We start from the raw sequence: 18,559 nt of genomic DNA on the forward strand, positions 1-18,559 counted from the left end.
CGCCGCGGCCTTTTCCGCACCGGGGTCGCCCTACGAACCGCCCCGGGCGGCCGGATAGCGCCGCCCCAACTGCCGTGCCATCTCCGGTGCGGACGCCGGCACCGGCTGCGGCGGGGGAGTGCCCGGCGAACGGAAGTCGTGCACCGGCGCCCGCCACGCCCCCAGGTCGATCCGCCGGTCGCCCGGCGGCAGCACCCACCGCGGATCGGCATGCACCCGCAGCACCTGCGCCTCGAGCTGTGTCCACGCGCCGTCGGTGACCGTCCGCTCGCCGACCCGGCGGGCCTCCAACTGCACCGGGCAGTACGCCAGTCGGGGCGGCCGCACCAGCTCGGAAGGCTCCGTCCACGGCGCGTCCGTGGACGGCGTGGCGCTCGCCCCCTCCTCTGCCCCGGTCCCGTCCGGCGGGAGATTGAAGACCACGTCCGGGCGTACCGCGAGATTGCGCGCGGTCCGGCCGCGGGCCGGCAGCCAGACGCTGACGACCGGTCCGAGCTCCCACCGGATGCGCAGCTCGACCAGGACGAAGGTTCCGTCGTCGTTCTCCGTGGACAGCAGCGCCGGGGCGACCGAACTGCTTTTCTCCAGGGCGCCTTTCATGCTGCCGAGGATAGAAGCCGGATGATTCGGTGCTCACCGAAATGTTATCAGAGGTTACTCTGTGTACATGAAACGATGGGACGCCGATCAGGAAAGCGTCGCGGAGACCCCCGATCTGGCCGCCCTCGCGGCGCTGCTCGCGGACCGCACCCGTGCCGCGATCTGTATGGCCCTGCTCGACGGCGGCGCCTGGACCGCGGGCGAACTGGCCGAGTACGCCGCGGTGGCGCCGTCCACCACCACCGAGCACCTCAACCTCCTGGTCGCCGGCGGACTGCTCGCCGAGGAGCGCCGGGGCCGGCGGCGTTACGTCCGGCTCGCCGGTCCGGAGGCCGCGGAGACCCTGGAGAACCTCGCCGGACTCGCCCCCTACCGCCGTGTCCCGGTCCGCTCGCTGGCCGAGGCCAACCACCGCCGGGCGCTGCACCACGCCCGCACGTGCTACGACCACATCGCCGGCGCCCTCGGCGTCGCCATCGCCGACGCGATGACCGAACGCGGCCTGCTGGCCCGGGACTACGGCCTGGTGCTGACCGCCGCCGGCGCCGACTGGCTCACCGCGCTCGGCCTCCCCGACGCCGCGCCGCCGGACGCCCACCGGGCCCATGTCCGCACCTGCCTCGACTGGACGGTGCGCCGGCAGCATCTCTCCGGCGCGGTCGGCGCCGCCCTCTACCGGCACGCCGTGGAGCGCGCCTGGGTCGTCAAGGCCGTCGCCACCCGCATCCTCACCGTCACCGCGGCGGGCCGGGCCGCCTTCCGCGGGCAGCTCGGGCTGCCCGACGAGGTGCTCTTCCCGTCCCTCACGCTCCAGCCGCCCCGCGGCTGACCGCCCGGGCGCCCCTCAGACGTCACCGACCTGGCTGAGCCGGTCGTCGCCGAGCTTGCGCTGGGTGTCCTGGAGCAGGATCCGCAGCAGGCCGGCGAGCTGCGTCTGCTGCCCGGGTGTCAGGCCGTCGATCAACTCCGCCTCGCGGTGGAGCACTTGGTCGACGGTGGCCTCGACGAGTTCGTGGCCGGCCGGGGTCAGCTCCACCAGGACCGTCCGCGGGCGGCCCGCGCCGGGCCGACGGGTCACCAGCCCCTCGCGCTCGGCACGGGCCACCCGCTGGGAGACCGCCCCCGCGGTCACCATGGAGCGACGACCGAGCTCACGGGTCGTCAGGGTGTACGGCGGGCCGCCGCGGCGCAGCACGCTCAGCAGATCGAGGGTGGCCGGGTCCACTCCGGCGCGGGCCAGCACCCGGCGGCGGTCGTCACCCAGCAGCTTCGCCAGCTGCCAGATCGGCGTCACGATCCCGATCGAGGAGACCGGTGTGCCGGGGCGCTCGCGCTCCCAGGCGGCCGCGATCTCCTCCACGGGGTACCCGGAGGCGTCGCCCGCCGCCCGGTCGTGGCCGTCCTGCGTCTCGGATTCCCTTGCCACGGGCCCTCCCGCCGATGTTATGTTCAGGTCTAAATTTAGGTCTGAACGTGATGGACGGAGCTCAGCATATGTCACGCACCATCCTGGTCACCGGCGGCGGAACCGGCATCGGACGCGCCGTCGCCCACCACTTCGCGGACCGCGGCGACGAGGTCCTCGTCACCGGCCGACGCCTCGCGCCCCTGGAGGAGACCGCGGCCGGCCGGGCGACCGTCCGGCCGCTGGTGTGCGACCACACCGACCCGCAGTCGCTCACCGCGCTGCTCGCCCGGCTCCCCGAACGGATCGACGTCCTGGTCAACAACGCCGGCGGCAACACCGACCTCGACACCGACGAGCCCACCGATCTGGCGTCCTACGCCCGGGACTTCCGCGCCAACCTCGATGCGAACCTGGTCAGCGCCGCACTGACCACCAGGGCGCTGGACGGCCGGCTGGCGGCCGGCGGCGCGGTCGTCCACCTCGGGTCGATCGCCGCCGACCAGGGCGCCGGCTCCTACGGGGCGGCCAAGGCCGGCCTCGCCTCCTGGAACGTCGAACTGTCCCGGAACCTCGGCCCCCGCGACATCACCGCCAATGTCGTCTCGCCGGGCTATATCGCCGACACCGATTTCTTCCGCGACCGGCTCACCGACGAGCGCCGCTACCGGCTGGTGGCCGCCGCGGCGGTGGGCCGCGCCGGATCCCCGGAAGACATCGCGGGGACGGTGGCGTTCCTGGCGTCACCGGCCGCCCGGCACATCACCGGCCAGGTCCTGAACGTCAACGGCGGTACCCGCAGCACCCGTTGACGCCCGGCCGGCCGGTTCGGGCGGCGGTGCCGACGTGCGCTAGGCGCCGCCGCCCTCCGTGAGCCGGGCCGGGAAGCCGCCGGTGGCGACCGGACCCCAGCGCAGCGGCGTCACCCGGATCAGCGACTTGCCCTGCTTGCGCATGGCCTCCCGGTACTGGTCCCAGTCCGGGTGCTCACCGGCGACGTTGCGGTAGTACTCGACCAGCGGCTCGATGGCGTCCGGGGTGTCGATGACCTCGGCCTCACCGTCGATCTGCACCCACGGGCCGTTCCACTCGTCGGACAGCACGATGACACTGACCGAGGAGACCCGGCGGGCGTTACGGACCTTGGCGCGCTCCGGATACGTCGCCATCACCAGCCGCCCGGAGTCGTCCACCCCGCACGTCAGCGGCGAGCCCTGCGGGGTGCCGTCGGAGCGGCGGGTGAGCAGGATCGCGCGGTGGCGGGGGCGGACGAACTCCAGCAGCTCGGGCAGGTCGACACGGGTGTTGGTGGCGGTGGAAGGGCTCATGCGGTGAGCCTAGGGCGTGGGGCGCCCTCGAAGCCGGACCGCGGAGCCGACCCACCGCCACGCCGCCCCGGTCAGCTCTTGAAGAGCTCCTTGCCGGTGGCCGCGTCCACGACCTTGCGGTCGCCCAGCGCGCTCTTGAGCCGCACCTTCACCTTGTCGGTGGCCAGCTGCTCGGTGCACATCCCCTTGGAGCTCTTCCGCTTGCCCCAGCCGGTGATTACCACCAGGTCCTTCGACTCATGGCCGCGGGCACCGAAGTCCACATCGCAGGCGCTGTGCCCGACGGTGACGGTGATCTCCCGTGCCCCCTCGTCCTTGGGGCGTTCCGCGCCGGCCAGCGGCAGCAGCGCCTGCTGCCGCCCGGTGACCGGGGAGACCTTCGGCCAGTGCCGCACGATCTGGTCCGCCCGCTGCTCGAAGGCGTCCGGCTTCTTCGGCGGCGGCGCGCTGCCCACGGTCTGCTGCTTCTGGCCGCAGCCGGACAGCACGGCGGTGCCGGACACCGCCAGCGCGAGCACGGTGGTGAGGGTACGGGTGCGGGAGAGGTGGGATCCTCGCATGACTTGCCTCCTTGGTGTTCGGCGCTGAGACGTACCGAAGGCAAGACAGGTTCCGGCCGCATTCGGCCGTGCCGGCCGGGGCTTCCGCTCTGCGCTCAATCCGCCCACGGCGCAAAGACCGATGGTCACCGGCGCGGTCCGGCTAGCGTCCCGGCCATGGACGCACTCACCGAAATCACCCCCACCGTCCGGCAACTCGCCTTCCCCGTCGGCCATGTGTACCTCGTCGCCCTCCCCGACGACGGATACGCCGTCATCGACACCGGCATCCCCGGCTCGGCCCCCGCCGTCCTCGATGCGCTGGCCCGGCTCGGCGGCCGGCCGGACCAGCTGCGGCAGATCGTGCTCACCCACTCCCACATCGACCACATGGGCTCCGCCGCCGACCTGGTCGCCGCCACCGGCGCCCGGGTACTGGCCGGCGCGCTGGACGCCCCGTACATCCGCGGCACCGCACCCGAACCCGCCCCGGTGCTCACCCCCGCGGAGCGTTCGCTGTTCGAAGGGGTCATGGCCGATTTCGCGGCCGCCGGGGTCCCACCGCTGCGCCCCGTCGAGGTCGATGTCGAACTCCACGACGGGGACACCCTCGACGGCTGGCCGGAGCCGGTGCGGGTGCTGCACGTCCCCGGCCACACCCCCGGCGGGATCGCGCTGCACCTCCCCGGGAGCCGGCTGCTCTTCCCCGGCGACATCATCGGCACCACCCCCGACGGCAGCCGGGCGGTCCTCGGCCCCGGCAACGTCGCACGCGAGCAGGCCATCGCCTCCTTCCGGCGGCTCGCCACCCTCGACGCGGTCGACACGGTGTGCGTCCCGCACGGCGTCCCGCTCCGCACCGGCACCCGCGACATCCTGGCCGCGGCCACCCCCGAGAAGGACTGGCTGTGAACGCCCCGCCCGGCCGGGGCGCCCCGCCCGGCGACCGCGCCGTCACCGTGCCGCTGACCGTGCGCGAGCTGACCCCCGCCGATCTGCCGGGCTGCGGCTGGTCCGGTTCACCGCTCCATCTGACCGAGGTGGAACGGCAGTTGGCGCGGGCTCGGCGCGGTGAGGTGGACTACCTCGCGGTCTGCCCGCCCTCCGGGGAGCCGGTCGCGATCGGCGGGGTCGACCATCTCGCCCGCCCGGACGCCGGCCTGCTGTGGCAGCTCGCCGTGCTGCCCGCCCTCCGATGCTGCGGAATCGGCAGCGTCCTGATCGCCGCGGCGGAGGACCGCATCCGCGACCGCGGGGTGCACCGCGCCGAACTCGCCGTGGAGGTGGGCAATCCGCGGGCACGCGCCCTCTACGAGCGGCTGGGGTACCGGGCGTACGGACGGCGGCCCGAGGCGTGGGACGAGCAGGGGCCGGACGGGGCGGTGCGCCGTCACGAGACGATGTGCACGCTGATGCGCAAGGAGCTGTAGCGGCGGTCCGCCGGGCCGGGCGGGCGCATCGGCCCGACGGCGGACGCGGCCGACGGTGGTCCGGGCGGCGCACGGGCGGTCGCCGCCGGCACGTGTAACGTCGGGCCGGGCGCCCGCCCGGCGCACGGGACCGGCCCCCGGGCGCCGGAGCGCGCGGGAACCGAAGAGAGGCAGGGCATGCAGCTGCACACCCACGAATGGGGCACCGGCGAGCGCGTCGCGGTGCTGGTCCACGGCCTGATGTCCGATCACCGCACCTGGCACCGGGTCGGTCCGGCGCTCGCCGACCGGGGCTACCGGGTGCTCGCCGTCGATCTGCGCGGCCACGGCCGCAGCCCGCGCGGCGCGTACGGCACCGAGCTGTTCGCCGAGGACCTCGTGGAGACCCTGCCCGCCGCCCCCGAGGTCGCCATCGGGCATTCCCTGGGCGGGCTGGCGCTGTCCCTGGCGGTGGAGCGGCTCCAGCCGCGGCGGGCGGTGTACTGCGATCCGGCCTGGTCGCTCGCCAGGGTCGGACAGCCCGTCGACCCGGCCCTGTTCGTCGCGTTCAAGCGGGCCGACCGGGAGATGGTGCGGACCTTCAACCCGCGCTGGTGCGACGCCGATGTCGACCTCGAACTGGCCACGGTCGCGGACTGGGACACCGGGACCGCCCTCGCGCTGTCCGCCGTCCATCTCCAGGACCACACGCCCGAGAAGCCGGTCGTGCCGTCCCTGGTGCAGTTCGCGGGGGAGGGGTTCCTTTTCTCCGAACAGGCGGCGGCAGATCTGACCGGGCGGGGCTTCGAGGTCCGTACGGTGCCCCGCACGGGCCACACCATCCACCGCGACGACTTCGACGGCTTCATGGCGGGCCTGGAGGGGTGGGTCTAGGCACGGCCCGGGAGCCGGCCGCCCCGCGCCACGGCCGGTACCCCGTCAGGTGTCGCAGTCCAGCAGCGTCTTGCACAGTCCGCAGCGCGCCTGGAGCCGGCCGCGGACCGGGACCCGGATCCGCTGATGGCAGGCGGGGCAGGGGAACGACACCCGTAGCGGCGACGGGCCCTCGAAGGCATAGCCCTCGTCGGCGGCGGGCAGCCGGCCCGTGCGCCGCGGGTCCTGCGCCGCCCGGCGGTCCTTGGCGTAGCGCAGCCGCGCGGCCCACCCCGCGCCGGCCAGCGGTGGCCGGCGCAGGTCCTGCCGGGCCCGTGCGGCGCCCGCCGTGTACGCGTCGTACGCCTGCGGGCTGGTGAACCACGGCGCCGGGTCCTCCCCGAAGAACCGGGCGCGCTTGGCGAGGACATAGCCGAACTCCTCCGGCGTCAGATAGCCCAGCTTCTGCGAGAACGGGCCGTGCTCGCGGTAGGCGTCCAGCAGCAGCCAGCCCGCGCCGAGGTAGGCGGCGGCGGTGTCGGTGAGGATCTCGTTGTCGCGGGTGCCGGGGAACGCCAGATCCAGACGGTGCAGCGCGACATGCGTCACCTCATGGGCCAGGGCCGCGCCGATGTCCTTGCGGTGCGTCCGGAAGCGGTCGTTGAGCTCGATGAAGTACTCCGGACCCGCGGTGAGTTCGACATTCGCGGCATGCTCCATCCCGCGGAAGGTGATCACCGCCCGGGCGTCCGGCAGATGCAGTTGCCGGACCAGGGCGCCGGCCACCCGCTGCGCGCCCAGATGCAGATCCTCGTCCTCGTCGAAGGCCACGTCGACCGGCAGCACGCTGGTGTCGAAGGTGCGCACCGTGTCGTACGACAGGCGCTTGAACAGGGCGTGGACGGCCGCACGCACCGTGTCGAGGTGGGGGTAGCCGTGCTCGATCGCTCTGCCGCCGGTGGTCACCCGGCCACTGTACGGGGGGCCGGGAAAGTCCGGAATGAGGTGTACGGGCGTGGCGCGTACGGGAGTTGGCCGGATGCGCACCCTTGTCACTCTGATCGCCCACTCCACATAATCGCAGAGCGCTGTACGGACTCATCCCCCACTGGGTCCGGACGCCTCACGGTGTGCTGCCGTCCTCCACGTGCTGTGTGCGGCGGTCACGTCCGGCTCCGGTGTTGGCATGGGCTCGTCATCGACGTGCAACCCCCCACGAAAGGAAGCCCGTTGCGCAGCTACCGGAAGCCCCTCAAGAGAACCCTCGCCGTCGGCGCGGTCGCCCTGGCCGCCTTCAGCCTCCAGCCCGGCTCGGCCTCGGCCGCGCCCGCCCCCGAACCGTCCACCAAGGTCGTCGGCGGCACCAAGGCCGACCAGGGTGAATTCCCCTTCATGGTCCGGCTGTCGATGGGCTGCGGCGGCGCCCTCTACGCCAAGGACATCGTGCTCACCGCGGCGCACTGCGTCGACGGCAGCGGCGACAACACCTCCATCACCGCCACCGCCGGCGTGGTCGACCTGGAGGACTCCGCCGCCGTCAAGGTCAACTCCACCAAGGTCCTCCAGGCCCCCGGCTACAACGGCAAGGGCAAGGACTGGGCCCTGATCAAGCTCGCCAAGCCGATAGACCAGCCCACCCTGAAGATCGCCGAGGACGACAAGCTCAACAGCGGCGACTTCACCATCGCCGGCTGGGGCGCCGACAAGGAAGGCGGCGAGCAGCAGCGCTACCTCCTCAAGGCGACCGTGCCGTTCGTCGACGACGCCGCCTGCCAGAAGGCATACGGTGACCAGCTGACCCCCGGTGACGAGATCTGCGCCGGCAAGCTGGACACCGGCGGCACCGACACCTGCCAGGGCGACTCCGGTGGCCCGATGTTCCGCAAGGACGATGCCGGCAAGTGGCTCCAGGTCGGCATCGTCTCCTGGGGCGAGGGCTGCGCACGGCCCGGCAAGCCCGGTGTCTACAGCGAGGTGAGCGCCTTCGCCGCCGACATCAAGAAGGCCGCGGGCGAACTGGGCTGACCGGCCCCGCACCTTCCGGGGCCCGGGGAGCCGCTCCCCGGGCCCTTCGCCGGGCCGGAAGTCCCGGACCTCCGTCCCGGCCCTTGGTCCCGCCGCACCACGGCCCTTGGTCCGTCCGCCCCGGGACCAAATACGGTTTCCCGGCCGGGTCCTGTGCCGTCATGGAGGGCCGGACGGCCTCTGGGCGGCCCCGCACCGGCTCCCTAGCGTGAACGGCATGCCCCCCGAGCCCCGCCGCCGGCCCCCGGCGCCCGACCGCGACCGCCGTACCACGGTCTTCGCCGCACTGCTCCTCGCCGCCTCCGCCGCGACCCTCGCCTATGTCCTGCTCGGCGGTCATCACGATCCCCTTGAGACGCCGGACGATGCCCCCTCGACGGCGGCTTGGGGGTGAACCGGACCCCCACCCCCGGCGGCGGTTCCCGCTGCCGGCCCCGGAGCGCACCCGGCGGGCTCCGCGGATGAGCCCCCTGCCGGGGCGGCCGGCGCGCAGGCCACCGCACCGCACCGCGTCGCGGCCGCGGCCGGCCCGGCGGTGCTCCTGCTGCGCCTCGCGGGGCTGGAGACCGTGGCGATGGCCCACCAGCCCGCCCGGCCGCACGCCGTCATGGGGGCGACCGCCCTCGCGGTCTGCCTGTGCACGGTGCCCAGCACCCGCATCCCGCTGACCGCCCGGGCCGCCGCCGCGGCCGTGATCTCGCTGACCGGGTCCGCGCTGCTGATCGCCGGACCTCGCCCCCCCCGCACGTGTGGGGGGCGAGGGGCTCGCCCTGCTCCTGCTGCTCGCCGCCGTGGTCCGCCGGGCGCCCGGCCGCACCGCCGCCGTCCTCGGCCCGCTCCTGGGCCCGGCCTGCGTCCTCATCCCGCTGCGGGACCTCCGGCCGGGCCTCTTCACCGTGGTCCAGGCGGTGCTCACCGTGGTCGTCGCCGCCTACTCGCTGACCCTGCGCCGGCAGGACGTCCAGCGGCTGCGCGATCTCGCCGCGGTCCGGACGGCGGGGCCCCCACGACCGGCCCCGGCCCTCGACGACGGGGCCCGCCTGCCCCGCCCCTCCCCGCCCGCCGCACATCTGTCCAACACCTGCCCCTCCTTTGTCCATAGGCGCACGCCCCACACCGGCAGCACGCTGTCCGCCGACAGGCAGTGCAGGTACGAAGGAGGCCGCGCGCGTGAACGAACAGACCGGAGCCCCGGCCGGGCCCAGCCGCCGAAAGGTCGTCGCCGCCACCGCGCTCGCCGGGGTCGCCGGCGCCCTCCCGCTCGCCGGTCGGCCCGCGACGGCCGCACCCCGCGCGGCGGAGGCGGTGCTGCGGTCCGACGCGCTGGAGGTCCGCGTCGACACCGCCTTCCCGCGCATCGTGTCCTACACCGACCGCGGCACCGGCGCCGTCCTGTACGGCGGGCACACCCCGGTCACCCGGGTCCTCATCGACGGCACCGCCCACACCCCCCGGGTCACCCACCGCGCCCGCGCCGGCCGGGCCACCTACACCCTCGGCTTCGACGGCGGCACCACCCTCACCGTCGAGATCGCCGTCCACGGCCGGCGGACCACCTGGCGGGTCACCGGCATCGCCGACACCCCGGCACTGCGCGTCGGCACCCTGGAGATCCCCGGCCTCGCCCTGCTCGGCGTCCGCAGCGACCAGCCCGACCCCACCCTGCTCGCCGCCCGGATCGCCCTCGACAAGGCCACCAGCGGCGACACCCTGGTAAGGGTCACCGACGACACCCCCGCCGAGGCCACCCCCACCGGATGCGCCTACGCCGTCCTCGCCACCGGCCAACTGGCCGCCGGCATCGACACCAACACCTGCTACGACCGGCCCACCGGCGCCACCACCTGGGAGAACGGACGGCTGTGGCGGCAGACCGTGCACGGCGACGGCTTCGTCACGGCCCAGCTCGGCTGCGGCCAGTGGACCCACCGGGCGGCCGGCCAGCCATCCCCCGCTCTCGACTCCGCTCGAGCGGGAGGTGCCCCCATCGCCACCGACCCCCTGCCGTACGCGACCGTCGTCGTCACCCGCGACCGCAACGGCGACGGCATCGCCGACTGGCAGGACGGCGCGATCGCGCTGCGCGACCTCCTGGAGCGGCCGCTGGGCGCCGACGAACAGCATCTGCGGGTCGTCCCGCACATCCCGTTCAACTTCGCCAGCCAGGCCACCAACCCCTTTCTCGCCACCCTCGACACCGTCAAGCGCATCGCGCTGGCCACCGACGGGCTGCGGCAGTTCACCCTCCTCAAGGGCTACCAGTCCGAGGGCCACGACTCCGCCCACCCCGACTACGGCGGCAACTACAACCAGCGGGCGGGCGGCCTCGCCGACCTCAACACCCTGCTGCGCGCCGGCAAGAAGTGGAACAGCGACTTCGCGGTGCACGTCAACGCCACCGAGTCCTACCCGGTCGCGCACGCCTTCTCCGAAACGCTCGTCGACAAGGACGACAAGCAGTGGGACTGGCTCGACCAGTCCTACCGCATCGACGCCCGCCGCGATCTGGTCTCCGGCGACATCGCCCGCCGCTTCGCCCAGCTCCGCGAGGAGACCGATCCCGCGCTGAACACCCTCTACCTCGACGTCTTCCGCGAGTCCGGCTGGAACTCCGACCGGCTCCAGCGCCATCTGCGCGACCAGGGCTGGCAGATCACCACCGAATGGGGCCACGGCCTGGAACGCTCCGCCCTGTGGTCGCACTGGGCGAACGAGACCGACTACGGCCCCGACACCTCACGCGGAATCAACTCCCAGCTGATCCGCTTCCTGCACCACCACCACAAGGACGTCTTCGCCGACAAGTGGCCGACCCTGCTCGGCCACGGCCGGATGGGCAACTTCGAGGGCTGGGTGGGCAAGACCGACTGGCACGCGTTCCACACGATCATCTGGACCGACGCGCTGCCCGCCAAATACCTCCAGGCGTACCCGATCAAGACCTGGGACGCGCACGAGATCACCTTCGAGGGCCCCACCAGGACCTCGGTCAGCGACACCGAAGGCCCCCGCCGGATCACCACCGACGGCCGGCTCGTCTACGACGGCGGCACCTATCTGCTCCCCTGGGAGCCCCGCCGGGCCACCGACCCCGACAAGCTCTACCACTACAACCCCCGTGGTGGCACCACGAGTTGGAAGCTGCCCCGGGGCTGGTCGGCCGCCCGCGCCGTCTACGCCTACCGCCTCACCGACCAGGGCCGCACCCAGGAGACCCGGATCCCCGTCAGCGACGGCAGGATCACCCTCACCGCCAAGCCCGGGGTGGCCTACGTCCTCCACCGCACCAAGGCCCCCGCCCAGGGCGACCCCCACTGGGGCGAGGGCACCCCCGTCACCGACCCCGGATTCCACTCCGGAACCCTGGACGGCTGGCGGACCACCGGCCCGGCTGCCGTACGGCTCAGCAAGACGGGCGACTACGAGCTGGTCATCGGCGCGGGCGGCGCCGCCACCGTCGCCCGGAAGCTCGCCCGGCTGACCCCCGGCAGCTACGCCGCCTCCGTCCAGATCGAGGTCGGGGCCACGGCGGGCGAGCGGCGCCGGGCCGGCCTGGAGATCCGTACCGCCGACGGCGTCACCGCCACCAACTGGACGGACACCTCCACCGCGGGCAACTACGTGGCGGCGGACCGCAAATCCGGCACCCGCTTCCAGCGCCTGTTCACCCACTTCACCGTCCCCGAGGGCGGCGGCCCGGTCACCCTCGCCCTGACCGCGGCGGCCGGCCGGGCCCGGGTCCGCTTCGACAACGTCCGCGTCGTCCCCGCCGAGGCCGCCACCAAGAAGGGCGCCCTGGCCTACGAGGACTTCGAGCACGTCCCCCAGGGCTGGGGCGTCTTCGTCAAGGGCGACGCGGGCGGCAGCACCGACCCGCGCACCCATATCGCCCAGCGGCACGCCCCGTTCACCCAGCGCGGCTGGAACGGCAAGGCGATCGACGACGTCATCGACGGCGGCTCCTCGCTCAAGTCACGCGGCGAGAACACCGGGCTGGTCTACCGGACCGTCCCGCACACCGTCCGCTTCACCGCCGGCCGCCGCTACCGGGTCACCTTCCGCTACGAGAACGAAAAAGCCGGCCAGTACGCCTGGGTCACCGCCGTCGACGAACCGGCGCCCCGCGAGCTGAGCCGCCGCCCGCTCCCGGTGGCGACCCGGCCCACCAGCTGGACCTATGAGTTCACCGCCCCGGCCAACGGCACGGCATGGGTGGGACTGCGCAAGGTGGGCGACGACGGGACGGCGGAGTTCGTCCTGGACACGTTCGAGGTGCGCGAGGTGTAACCGGGCCGTGGGGGCGGGGCCGCCGCGCCCCCACGGCCGCGCTCAGCTCCCTGCCGTGCAGGGATACAGACCGGGCGCCCCCGCCCCTCTTCCCACCAGGGCCGGGGCGCCCTCCCACTCCCACAGCAGCAGCGCGTTGTCGCCCGCACGCAGCACCGGACCCGGCACATACAGCCTGCGCTGCGGCCCCTCGGCCCGATAGCGGCCCAGACAGAACCCGTTGATCCAGGCGAACCCGTGGCGCCAGCCCGGCAGCGCGAGATCCGCATCACCGGGCCGCCCGGCCACCGTCAGCGTCCCCCGGTACAGCCCCGCACCGCCACCGGCCCCCTCCACCGCCCGGAACGGCACCCGGGCCATCGCCCCCGCCTCCTCCAGCGCGTCCAGCCGCAGCCCCCGCGACCGCACCCCGTGCAGATATTGCCGCTCGTGCAGCAGCCCGCCCACGATCCCCTTCGACTCGCCCAGCCGCGGCCCGTAGTTGACCCGCCCCAGCGACCCCACCCACAGCTCCACCGACGCCGGCCCCGCCACCTCCCCGAGCACCACGTCCTCGCCGTCCACCACGGCCCGCAGCTCCCCGTCGACGTACACCACCGCCCGGTCCCGCAGCCCGCGCACCCGCAGCGGGTACCGCCCCCGCGGCCCCGGAACCGTCACCTGATAGCGGACCAGCCCCCGGTCCACCCCCAGCTCCTCGAACGTCGCCGGACCGGCCGCCTCGACCTCCGCACCGCCGAGCGCCGCCAGCACCTCCCCGGGCGGCGCCCACTCCCCGACCACCGCACGCACCGGAGCCGCCAATACGGGCAGCGGCTCCGGCAGCGGGGGCAGCGGCCCCTCCGCGTACTCGGCGAGCACCTCCCGGAACCGCCAGAACTTCTCGGTCGGCCGCCCGCGTTCATCGACCGGCGCCTGGTAGTCGTACGAGGTGACCGTCGACCGCAGCTCCCCGTCCTGGAGCTCACCCGCGCGGTTCGCGCCCGCCCAGCCGCCGAAGCTCGTCCCGCCGTGCGCCATGTAGACGTTGACCGAGGCGCCGCACTCCAGGATCTCCCGCAGCGCCGCCGCCGCGTCCTCCGCGGTGCGCGGCTCCTCGCCGCGCCCCCAGTGCGTGAACCAGCCGCACCAGAACTCCATACACATCAGCGGCCCGTCCGCCCGATGGCGGCGCAGCGCCGCGAACGCCTCCCGCGCCCCGGACCCGAAGTTGACGGTGGCCGGCACACCGGGCACCGAACCACCGCTCAGCATGTGGTCCTCGGGCCCGTCCGACGTGCACAACGGCACCCGCACCCCCAGCGCCCGCAGCCGCTCCACCAGCCACGCCAGATAGCCGGCATCGCTCCCGTACGAGCCGTACTCGTTCTCCGCCTGCACCATGATCACCGGGCCGTCGCTGTCACACTGACGGGCCACGACCTGTGGCAGCAGCCGCCCGAACCACGCGTCCACGGCCCGCAGATACTCCGCGTCCCGGGTCCGCACCCGCCGCCCCAGCGGCCCGGTCAGCCACTCCGGCAGCCCGCCGTTCTCCCACTCCGCGCAGATGTACGGCCCCGGGCGGACGATCGCCCACAGCCCCGCCGCCCCGGCCGCGTCCAGGAACCGCCCCAGCGCCTCCGGATCCCGGAACGCACCCGGCCGCGGCTCGTGCAGATTCCACGGCACATACGTCTCCACGCAGTTCAGGCCCATCGCCCGCAGCATCGCCAGCCGGTGGCCCCACTGCGCCTCGTGCACCCGGAAGTAGTGCATCGCACCGGACAGCAGCCGCACCGGCCGCCCGTCCACCGTGAAGTCCCGCTCGCCCACCACACACCGCGCCACGTCGCCCCGCCCCTGTGTCGTCCCGTGCCGCCGGCACCGCGCCGTGGCCGCCTGGGCGCCGACGGGCCGGGCGGGCACGGTCACCGATACGTCATCGGTCACCCTCGCCCTCTGGCGGTGCGCCGGTCCATGGACAAAGATCGACCCTGCTTGGACGGTTCGACGGAGCGGCACGGAGAGATACGGAGCGACGGGAGGCCGGGCGTGTACCACACCTGGATGCGGTACTTCACGCCGAACCCGGTCCACCACCGGCTCGGCCTGGTGTGCCTGGGCGTCGGCCTCCAGCACGGCGCCCTGCCCACGGTCGGCCCGCGCACCCTCGACCACCACGTCGCCATCGTCATCAGCGCCGGCCGCGGCTGGTGCACCACCCCCGACGGCCGCCGCCACCCGGTCACCGCCCCCGCCCTGCTGTGGATCACGCCGGGCGTGGTGCACCACTACGGGGCCGACCCCGAGACCGGCTGGGACGAAAGCTTCGTCGACTTCACCGGCCCGGCCGCCGCCACCTACACCGAACTCGGCTACATCGAGCCGGACCGGCCCGTCGTACCGCTCGCGGACACCGGACCCGCACGGGCCGCGGTCGGGCGCATCGCACGGGCCGCGCGCCGCGGCAACCCCCTGCTCGAAGTCGAGACCTCCGCCGCCGTCCACGAACTCCTGGTCGCCCTGCGCCGCGCCCGCGCCGACACCGACGCCGACGGCGACCCCGTCCTCCAGGCCCTGGCCCGCGACGCCTTCCTCCCCCTCTCGGTCGCCGAACACGCCGCCCGGCACGGTATGACCCCCGCCGAACTCCGCACCGCCGTCCGCCGCGGCGCCGGCTGTAGCCCCAAGGACTACCTCCTCGGCATACGACTGGGCCGCGCCAAGGAACTCCTGGTGGGCACCGAACTCCCGGTCGCCGCCGTCGCCCGCCGCGTCGGCTACGACGACCCCGCCTACTTCAGCCGCCTGTTCACCCGCCGCGTCGGCACCGCCCCCATCCGCTTCCGCGACCGCCAGGTGCACAACGTGCCCGGCGGCTGGTCCACCCAGATCCCGGACCCGAACGATCCCCCCTTGGTCAGCGGCTGGAGCGGTTGAGCGGGTTTGCCGTGGGCTGTTCGCTGTTCGCCTACGGCGGGTGGGTGGTGGGTCGGAGGGGACGCCCGGTACGCACCCCGGCGTTTGCTCCGGTCCTGCGGGCGGGGCACCGGGCATCCCCTCCGACCTCCCCGTACGCGGCCGTCCCGCCGTACCGATGACCGTTACGGCAAGCCAGCGGCACCCCTTGGCAGGCACCTGGCCGGGCCGTCCCCAGCAGCTTGGGCGCGGGCCGAGCTGGTCTGTGACGGACGGTGCCACCGTCCGGCAGCCGGCAACGGGGAACGGTCGGAGGGGATGTACCGGGGCCCGCCCGCAGGACCGGAGCAAACACCGGGGTACTCAATCCCATGGACCCGCGTCGCCCGCGCCGAGGACGGGCCCCGGTGCGTCCCCTCCGACCCCCGCGGCAACCACAGACCCCGCAACGGCGCCAGCCGCAACGGCACCAGCCACCACGGCGCCGCACCAAACAACGCACGGCACCCAAACAGGGGCGCGGGGAACTGCGCGCCCAGCCACAACGCGCGCGCAGACAAACAAGGGCCCCCAAACCCACCTGCACCCGCCGCAGGCGGTACGGCAGCATGGCCCCATGCCCCAACTGACGCGCGACGAGGCGCAGACCCGAGCCCGACTCATCGACGTCCACCGCTACGAGGTCGACCTCGACCTCACCCGAGGCGCGGAGCGGTTCGGCTCCCGGACGGTCATCCACTTCACCGCGCGCACCGGCGGCGACACCTTCGTCGAGATCAGGCCCGCCGAGCTGCACTCCGTCACCCTCGACGGCCGGCCGCTCGACCCCGCCGCCCTCGACGACAACCGCCTCCCGCTGACCGGCCTCGCCCCCGGCGCCCATGAGCTGCGGCTGGACGCCGCCATGCACTACTCCCGCACCGGCGAGGGCATGCACCGTTTCACCGACCCGGCCGACGGCGAGAGCTACGTCTACACCCAGCTGTTCATGGAGGACGTCCAGCGCGTCTTCGCCGCCTTCGACCAGCCCGACCTCAAGGCCGTTTTCGCGCTCTCCGTCCAGGCCCCGGAAGACTGGACGGTGCTCGCCAACGGCCGCACCGAGCACCTGGGGGAGGGCCGCTGGCAGGCCGCCCCCACCCCGCTCATCTCGACCTACCTCGTCGCCGTCGCCGCCGGCCCCTGGCACTCGGTCCGTACCGAGCACGCCGGACTGCCCTTCGGCATCCACTGCCGCCGGTCGCTCGCGCCCTACCTGGACGCCGACGCCGAGGAGATCCTCGACCTCACCCGCCGCTGCTTCGACCGCTATCACGAGATCTTCGCGGAGCCGTACCCGTTCGACTCCTACGACCAGGCTTTCGTCCCCGAGTTCAACGCCGGCGCCATGGAGAACCCCGGCCTGGTCACCTTCCGCGACGAGTTCGTCTACCGCTCCGCCGTCACCGACACCGAACGCCAGACCCGCGGCGTGGTGATCGCCCACGAGATGGCCCACATGTGGTTCGGCGACCTGGTCACCCTCCAGTGGTGGGACGACATCTGGCTGAACGAGTCCTTCGCCGAATACATGGGCTACCAGGTCCTGGCCGAAGCCACCCGCGGGGGGTCCGGGGGGACTCCCCCCAGGAAGTGGGGCACCGACACCTGGACCGACTTCGCCGTCGCCCGTAAGGGCTGGGGCTACGACGCCGACCAGCGGCCCTCCACCCACCCCGTCGCCCCCACCCCCGCGGACGTCCCCGACACCGCCTCCGCGCTGCTCAACTTCGACGGCATCTCGTACGCCAAGGGCGCCTCCGCGCTGCGCCAACTCGTCGCCTGGATGGGGGAGAAGGACTTCCTCACCGGCATCAACGAGCACTTCGCCCGGCACCGCTTCGGCAACGCCACCCTCGCCGACTTCCTCGACTCCCTCGCCCGCGCCACCGACCGCGATGTCCACGCCTGGGCCGCCCGCTGGCTGCGCACCACCGGAGTCGACACCCTCACCCCGGTCGTGCAGGAGGCCGCGGACGGCACCTGGAGCGTGTCCGTCGAGCAGACCGGAAGCGGGGACGGCACCCGCCCGCACCGGCTCACCATCGGGCTCTACGACCACGACCGCGCCACGCCGGGCCGCCTCGTGCCGCGCGAACCGCTGTCCTGGGACCTGCCCGACGACGGCCCCCACAGGGCCACCGGCGGCCGCCCGGCCCTGCTCCTCCTCAACGACCAGGACCTCACCTACGCCAAGGTCCGGCTCGACCCCGTCTCCTGGGACACCGCCCTCGGCGCGCTGTCCGGCCTGCCCGACCCGCTGACCCGCGCCGTCGTGTGGAACGCCGCCCGCGACATGGTCCGCGACGGCGAACTCGCCCCCACCGCCTACCTGGACGCCGCCCGCGCCCACCTCCCGCACGAGACCGACCTCGCCCTCGTCCAGGGCGTCCTCGCCTTCGCCCGCACCCAGATCGCCGACCACTACCTCCCTCTCCCCGAACGCCACGCCGCGCTCACCACCCTCACCGCCCTCAGCCGCGACATACTCCGCCGCACCGAAGGCCCCGAACACGGCACCGAAGCGGGACTCCGGCTCACCGCCGTACGCGCCTTCATCGACAGCGCCACCACCCCCGCGGGCATCCAGGACTGGCTCGACGACGGCAGCGTCCCCGGCGGCCCCCGCCTCGACCCCGAACTGCGCTGGCGCATCCTCGGCCGGCTCGCCACCCTCGGCGCCACCACCCCGGACGCCATCGACGCCGAACTCGCCCGCGACCCCAGCGCCACCGGCCGCGAGGGCGCCGCCCGCTGCCACGCCGCGCTCCCCGACCCGGCCGCCAAACAGGCCGCCTGGGACGCCCTGTTCACCACCGACGGCGAGGCCGCCCTCTCCAACTACCTCTTCACCGCCACCGCCACCGGCTTCTGGGCCCCCGAACAGCTCGACCTGCTCCGCCCCTACGTCGACCGCTACTTCACCGAGGTCCCCGCCCTCGCCGCCGCCCGCGGCCCGGCCCTCGCCACGGCCGCCGGCCGCTACGCCTTCCCCGCCCCCTTCGTCGAGGACCACACCCTCCGGCTCGGCGAGGCGTGCCTCACCGACGGCGACCCGACCCCCGCCCTGCGCCGTAAGCTCCTCGACCAGCTCGACGACCTGCGGCGGGCCTTGCGGGTACGCGCCGCGGCCGGCGGCGCCTGACCGCCGGC

The 18,559-nt window shown here is 73.9% G+C and carries 16 protein-coding genes; 10 read left to right on the forward strand and 6 right to left on the reverse strand.

All coding sequences use genetic code 11. From position 1 onward, the window contains the following. Window positions 1-30: 30 nt before the first annotated feature. The gene (locus tag ACFWJW_RS24460) at window positions 31-600 is read right to left on the reverse strand and encodes a hypothetical protein (RefSeq protein WP_387245201.1); all 570 of its coding nucleotides are present in this window, start codon (window positions 598-600) and stop codon (window positions 31-33) included. Window positions 601-667: 67 nt separating this feature from the next. Here ACFWJW_RS24460 and ACFWJW_RS24465 point away from each other — a divergent pair, with 67 nt between their 5' ends. After that, a complete protein-coding gene (locus ACFWJW_RS24465; protein WP_387245203.1) occupies window positions 668-1,429 on the forward strand; it encodes a winged helix-turn-helix domain-containing protein in 762 nt (253 codons plus the stop codon). 15 nt (window positions 1,430-1,444) lie between these two features. Here ACFWJW_RS24465 and ACFWJW_RS24470 read toward each other — a convergent pair whose 3' ends face one another. Further along, window positions 1,445-2,026, reverse strand: coding sequence for a MarR family winged helix-turn-helix transcriptional regulator (locus ACFWJW_RS24470; protein ID WP_387245206.1), 582 nt, complete (start codon window positions 2,024-2,026; stop codon window positions 1,445-1,447). Window positions 2,027-2,094: 68 nt separating this feature from the next. On the opposite strand from ACFWJW_RS24470, the gene ACFWJW_RS24475 reads away from it, so the two are divergent. Beyond that, entirely contained in the window at window positions 2,095-2,817 is a 723-nt protein-coding gene (locus ACFWJW_RS24475; RefSeq protein WP_387245209.1) for an SDR family NAD(P)-dependent oxidoreductase, read from the forward strand. A 39-nt stretch (window positions 2,818-2,856) separates the two neighbouring features. Here the strand turns inward: ACFWJW_RS24475 and ACFWJW_RS24480 are convergent, their stop codons facing one another. After that, window positions 2,857-3,333 carry a PPOX class F420-dependent oxidoreductase gene (locus tag ACFWJW_RS24480; RefSeq protein ID WP_387245212.1) on the reverse strand — a complete coding sequence of 159 codons (477 nt, stop codon included), beginning with the start codon at window positions 3,331-3,333 and terminating at the stop codon, window positions 2,857-2,859. A gap of 71 nt (window positions 3,334-3,404) precedes the next feature. Next, window positions 3,405-3,893 (reverse strand): hypothetical protein, encoded by a 489-nt coding sequence (locus tag ACFWJW_RS24485; protein ID WP_387245215.1) that lies wholly within the window; start codon window positions 3,891-3,893, stop codon window positions 3,405-3,407. Window positions 3,894-4,049: 156 nt separating this feature from the next. Between ACFWJW_RS24485 and ACFWJW_RS24490 the strand changes: the two genes are divergently transcribed. The 3 genes from ACFWJW_RS24490 (at window position 4,050) to ACFWJW_RS24500 (ending at window position 6,175) form a co-directional block, all read left to right on the forward strand. Next, complete coding sequence (locus ACFWJW_RS24490) at window positions 4,050-4,784, forward strand: MBL fold metallo-hydrolase (protein ID WP_387245218.1); 735 nt, start codon at window positions 4,050-4,052, stop codon at window positions 4,782-4,784. After that, window positions 4,781-5,302, forward strand: coding sequence for a GNAT family N-acetyltransferase (locus tag ACFWJW_RS24495; RefSeq protein ID WP_387245221.1), 522 nt, complete (start codon window positions 4,781-4,783; stop codon window positions 5,300-5,302). Before ACFWJW_RS24490 ends, ACFWJW_RS24495 begins: the two co-directional genes overlap by 4 nt. A 177-nt stretch (window positions 5,303-5,479) precedes the next feature. Further along, window positions 5,480-6,175, forward strand: a complete 696-nt coding sequence (locus tag ACFWJW_RS24500) for an alpha/beta fold hydrolase (protein WP_387245224.1) — start codon at window positions 5,480-5,482, stop codon at window positions 6,173-6,175. Window positions 6,176-6,220: 45 nt separating this feature from the next. Here ACFWJW_RS24500 and ACFWJW_RS24505 read toward each other — a convergent pair whose 3' ends face one another. Beyond that, a complete protein-coding gene (locus ACFWJW_RS24505) occupies window positions 6,221-7,120 on the reverse strand; it encodes a hypothetical protein (protein WP_387245227.1) in 900 nt (299 codons plus the stop codon). 264 nt (window positions 7,121-7,384) lie between these two features. On the opposite strand from ACFWJW_RS24505, the gene ACFWJW_RS24510 reads away from it, so the two are divergent. The 3 genes from ACFWJW_RS24510 (at window position 7,385) to ACFWJW_RS24520 (ending at window position 12,466) form a co-directional block, all read left to right on the forward strand. Next, on the forward strand, window positions 7,385-8,179 hold the full coding sequence (locus tag ACFWJW_RS24510; RefSeq protein ID WP_387245230.1) for a S1 family peptidase: 795 nt from the start codon (window positions 7,385-7,387) through the stop codon (window positions 8,177-8,179). Window positions 8,180-8,396: 217 nt separating this feature from the next. After that, complete coding sequence (locus ACFWJW_RS24515; protein WP_387245232.1) at window positions 8,397-8,573, forward strand: hypothetical protein; 177 nt, start codon at window positions 8,397-8,399, stop codon at window positions 8,571-8,573. A 776-nt stretch (window positions 8,574-9,349) separates the two neighbouring features. Continuing rightward, on the forward strand, window positions 9,350-12,466 hold the full coding sequence (locus tag ACFWJW_RS24520) for an endo-alpha-N-acetylgalactosaminidase family protein (RefSeq protein ID WP_387245235.1): 3,117 nt from the start codon (window positions 9,350-9,352) through the stop codon (window positions 12,464-12,466). Window positions 12,467-12,508: 42 nt separating this feature from the next. Here the strand turns inward: ACFWJW_RS24520 and ACFWJW_RS24525 are convergent, their stop codons facing one another. Beyond that, window positions 12,509-14,296 (reverse strand): beta-galactosidase family protein, encoded by a 1,788-nt coding sequence (locus tag ACFWJW_RS24525; protein ID WP_387245328.1) that lies wholly within the window; start codon window positions 14,294-14,296, stop codon window positions 12,509-12,511. A 204-nt stretch (window positions 14,297-14,500) separates the two neighbouring features. On the opposite strand from ACFWJW_RS24525, the gene ACFWJW_RS24530 reads away from it, so the two are divergent. Next, window positions 14,501-15,388, forward strand: a complete 888-nt coding sequence (locus tag ACFWJW_RS24530) for a helix-turn-helix domain-containing protein (protein ID WP_387245239.1) — start codon at window positions 14,501-14,503, stop codon at window positions 15,386-15,388. A 595-nt stretch (window positions 15,389-15,983) separates the two neighbouring features. Then, on the forward strand, window positions 15,984-18,551 hold the full coding sequence (gene pepN, locus ACFWJW_RS24535; protein ID WP_387245241.1) for an aminopeptidase N: 2,568 nt from the start codon (window positions 15,984-15,986) through the stop codon (window positions 18,549-18,551). The last annotated feature ends 8 nt before the right edge of the window (window positions 18,552-18,559 follow it).

Origin of the sequence: Streptomyces sp. NPDC127097 (assembly GCF_042724075.1) — a bacterium.
GTDB lineage: Bacteria > Actinomycetota > Actinomycetes > Streptomycetales > Streptomycetaceae > Streptomyces.

Bases quoted from the DNA above. Each gene is read 5' to 3' on its own strand.
- ACFWJW_RS24460 (WP_387245201.1), bottom strand. From the start codon at position 600: ATGAAAGGCGCCCTGGAGAAAAGCAGTTCGGTCGCCCCGGCGCTGCTG.
- ACFWJW_RS24515 (WP_387245232.1), top strand. From the start codon at position 8,397: ATGCCCCCCGAGCCCCGCCGCCGGCCCCCGGCGCCCGACCGCGACCGC.
- ACFWJW_RS24465 (WP_387245203.1), top strand. From the start codon at position 668: ATGAAACGATGGGACGCCGATCAGGAAAGCGTCGCGGAGACCCCCGAT.
- pepN (WP_387245241.1), top strand. From the start codon at position 15,984: ATGCCCCAACTGACGCGCGACGAGGCGCAGACCCGAGCCCGACTCATC.
- ACFWJW_RS24475 (WP_387245209.1), top strand. From the start codon at position 2,095: ATGTCACGCACCATCCTGGTCACCGGCGGCGGAACCGGCATCGGACGC.
- ACFWJW_RS24490 (WP_387245218.1), top strand. From the start codon at position 4,050: ATGGACGCACTCACCGAAATCACCCCCACCGTCCGGCAACTCGCCTTC.
- ACFWJW_RS24485 (WP_387245215.1), bottom strand. From the start codon at position 3,893: ATGCGAGGATCCCACCTCTCCCGCACCCGTACCCTCACCACCGTGCTC.
- ACFWJW_RS24500 (WP_387245224.1), top strand. From the start codon at position 5,480: ATGCAGCTGCACACCCACGAATGGGGCACCGGCGAGCGCGTCGCGGTG.
- ACFWJW_RS24480 (WP_387245212.1), bottom strand. From the start codon at position 3,333: ATGAGCCCTTCCACCGCCACCAACACCCGTGTCGACCTGCCCGAGCTG.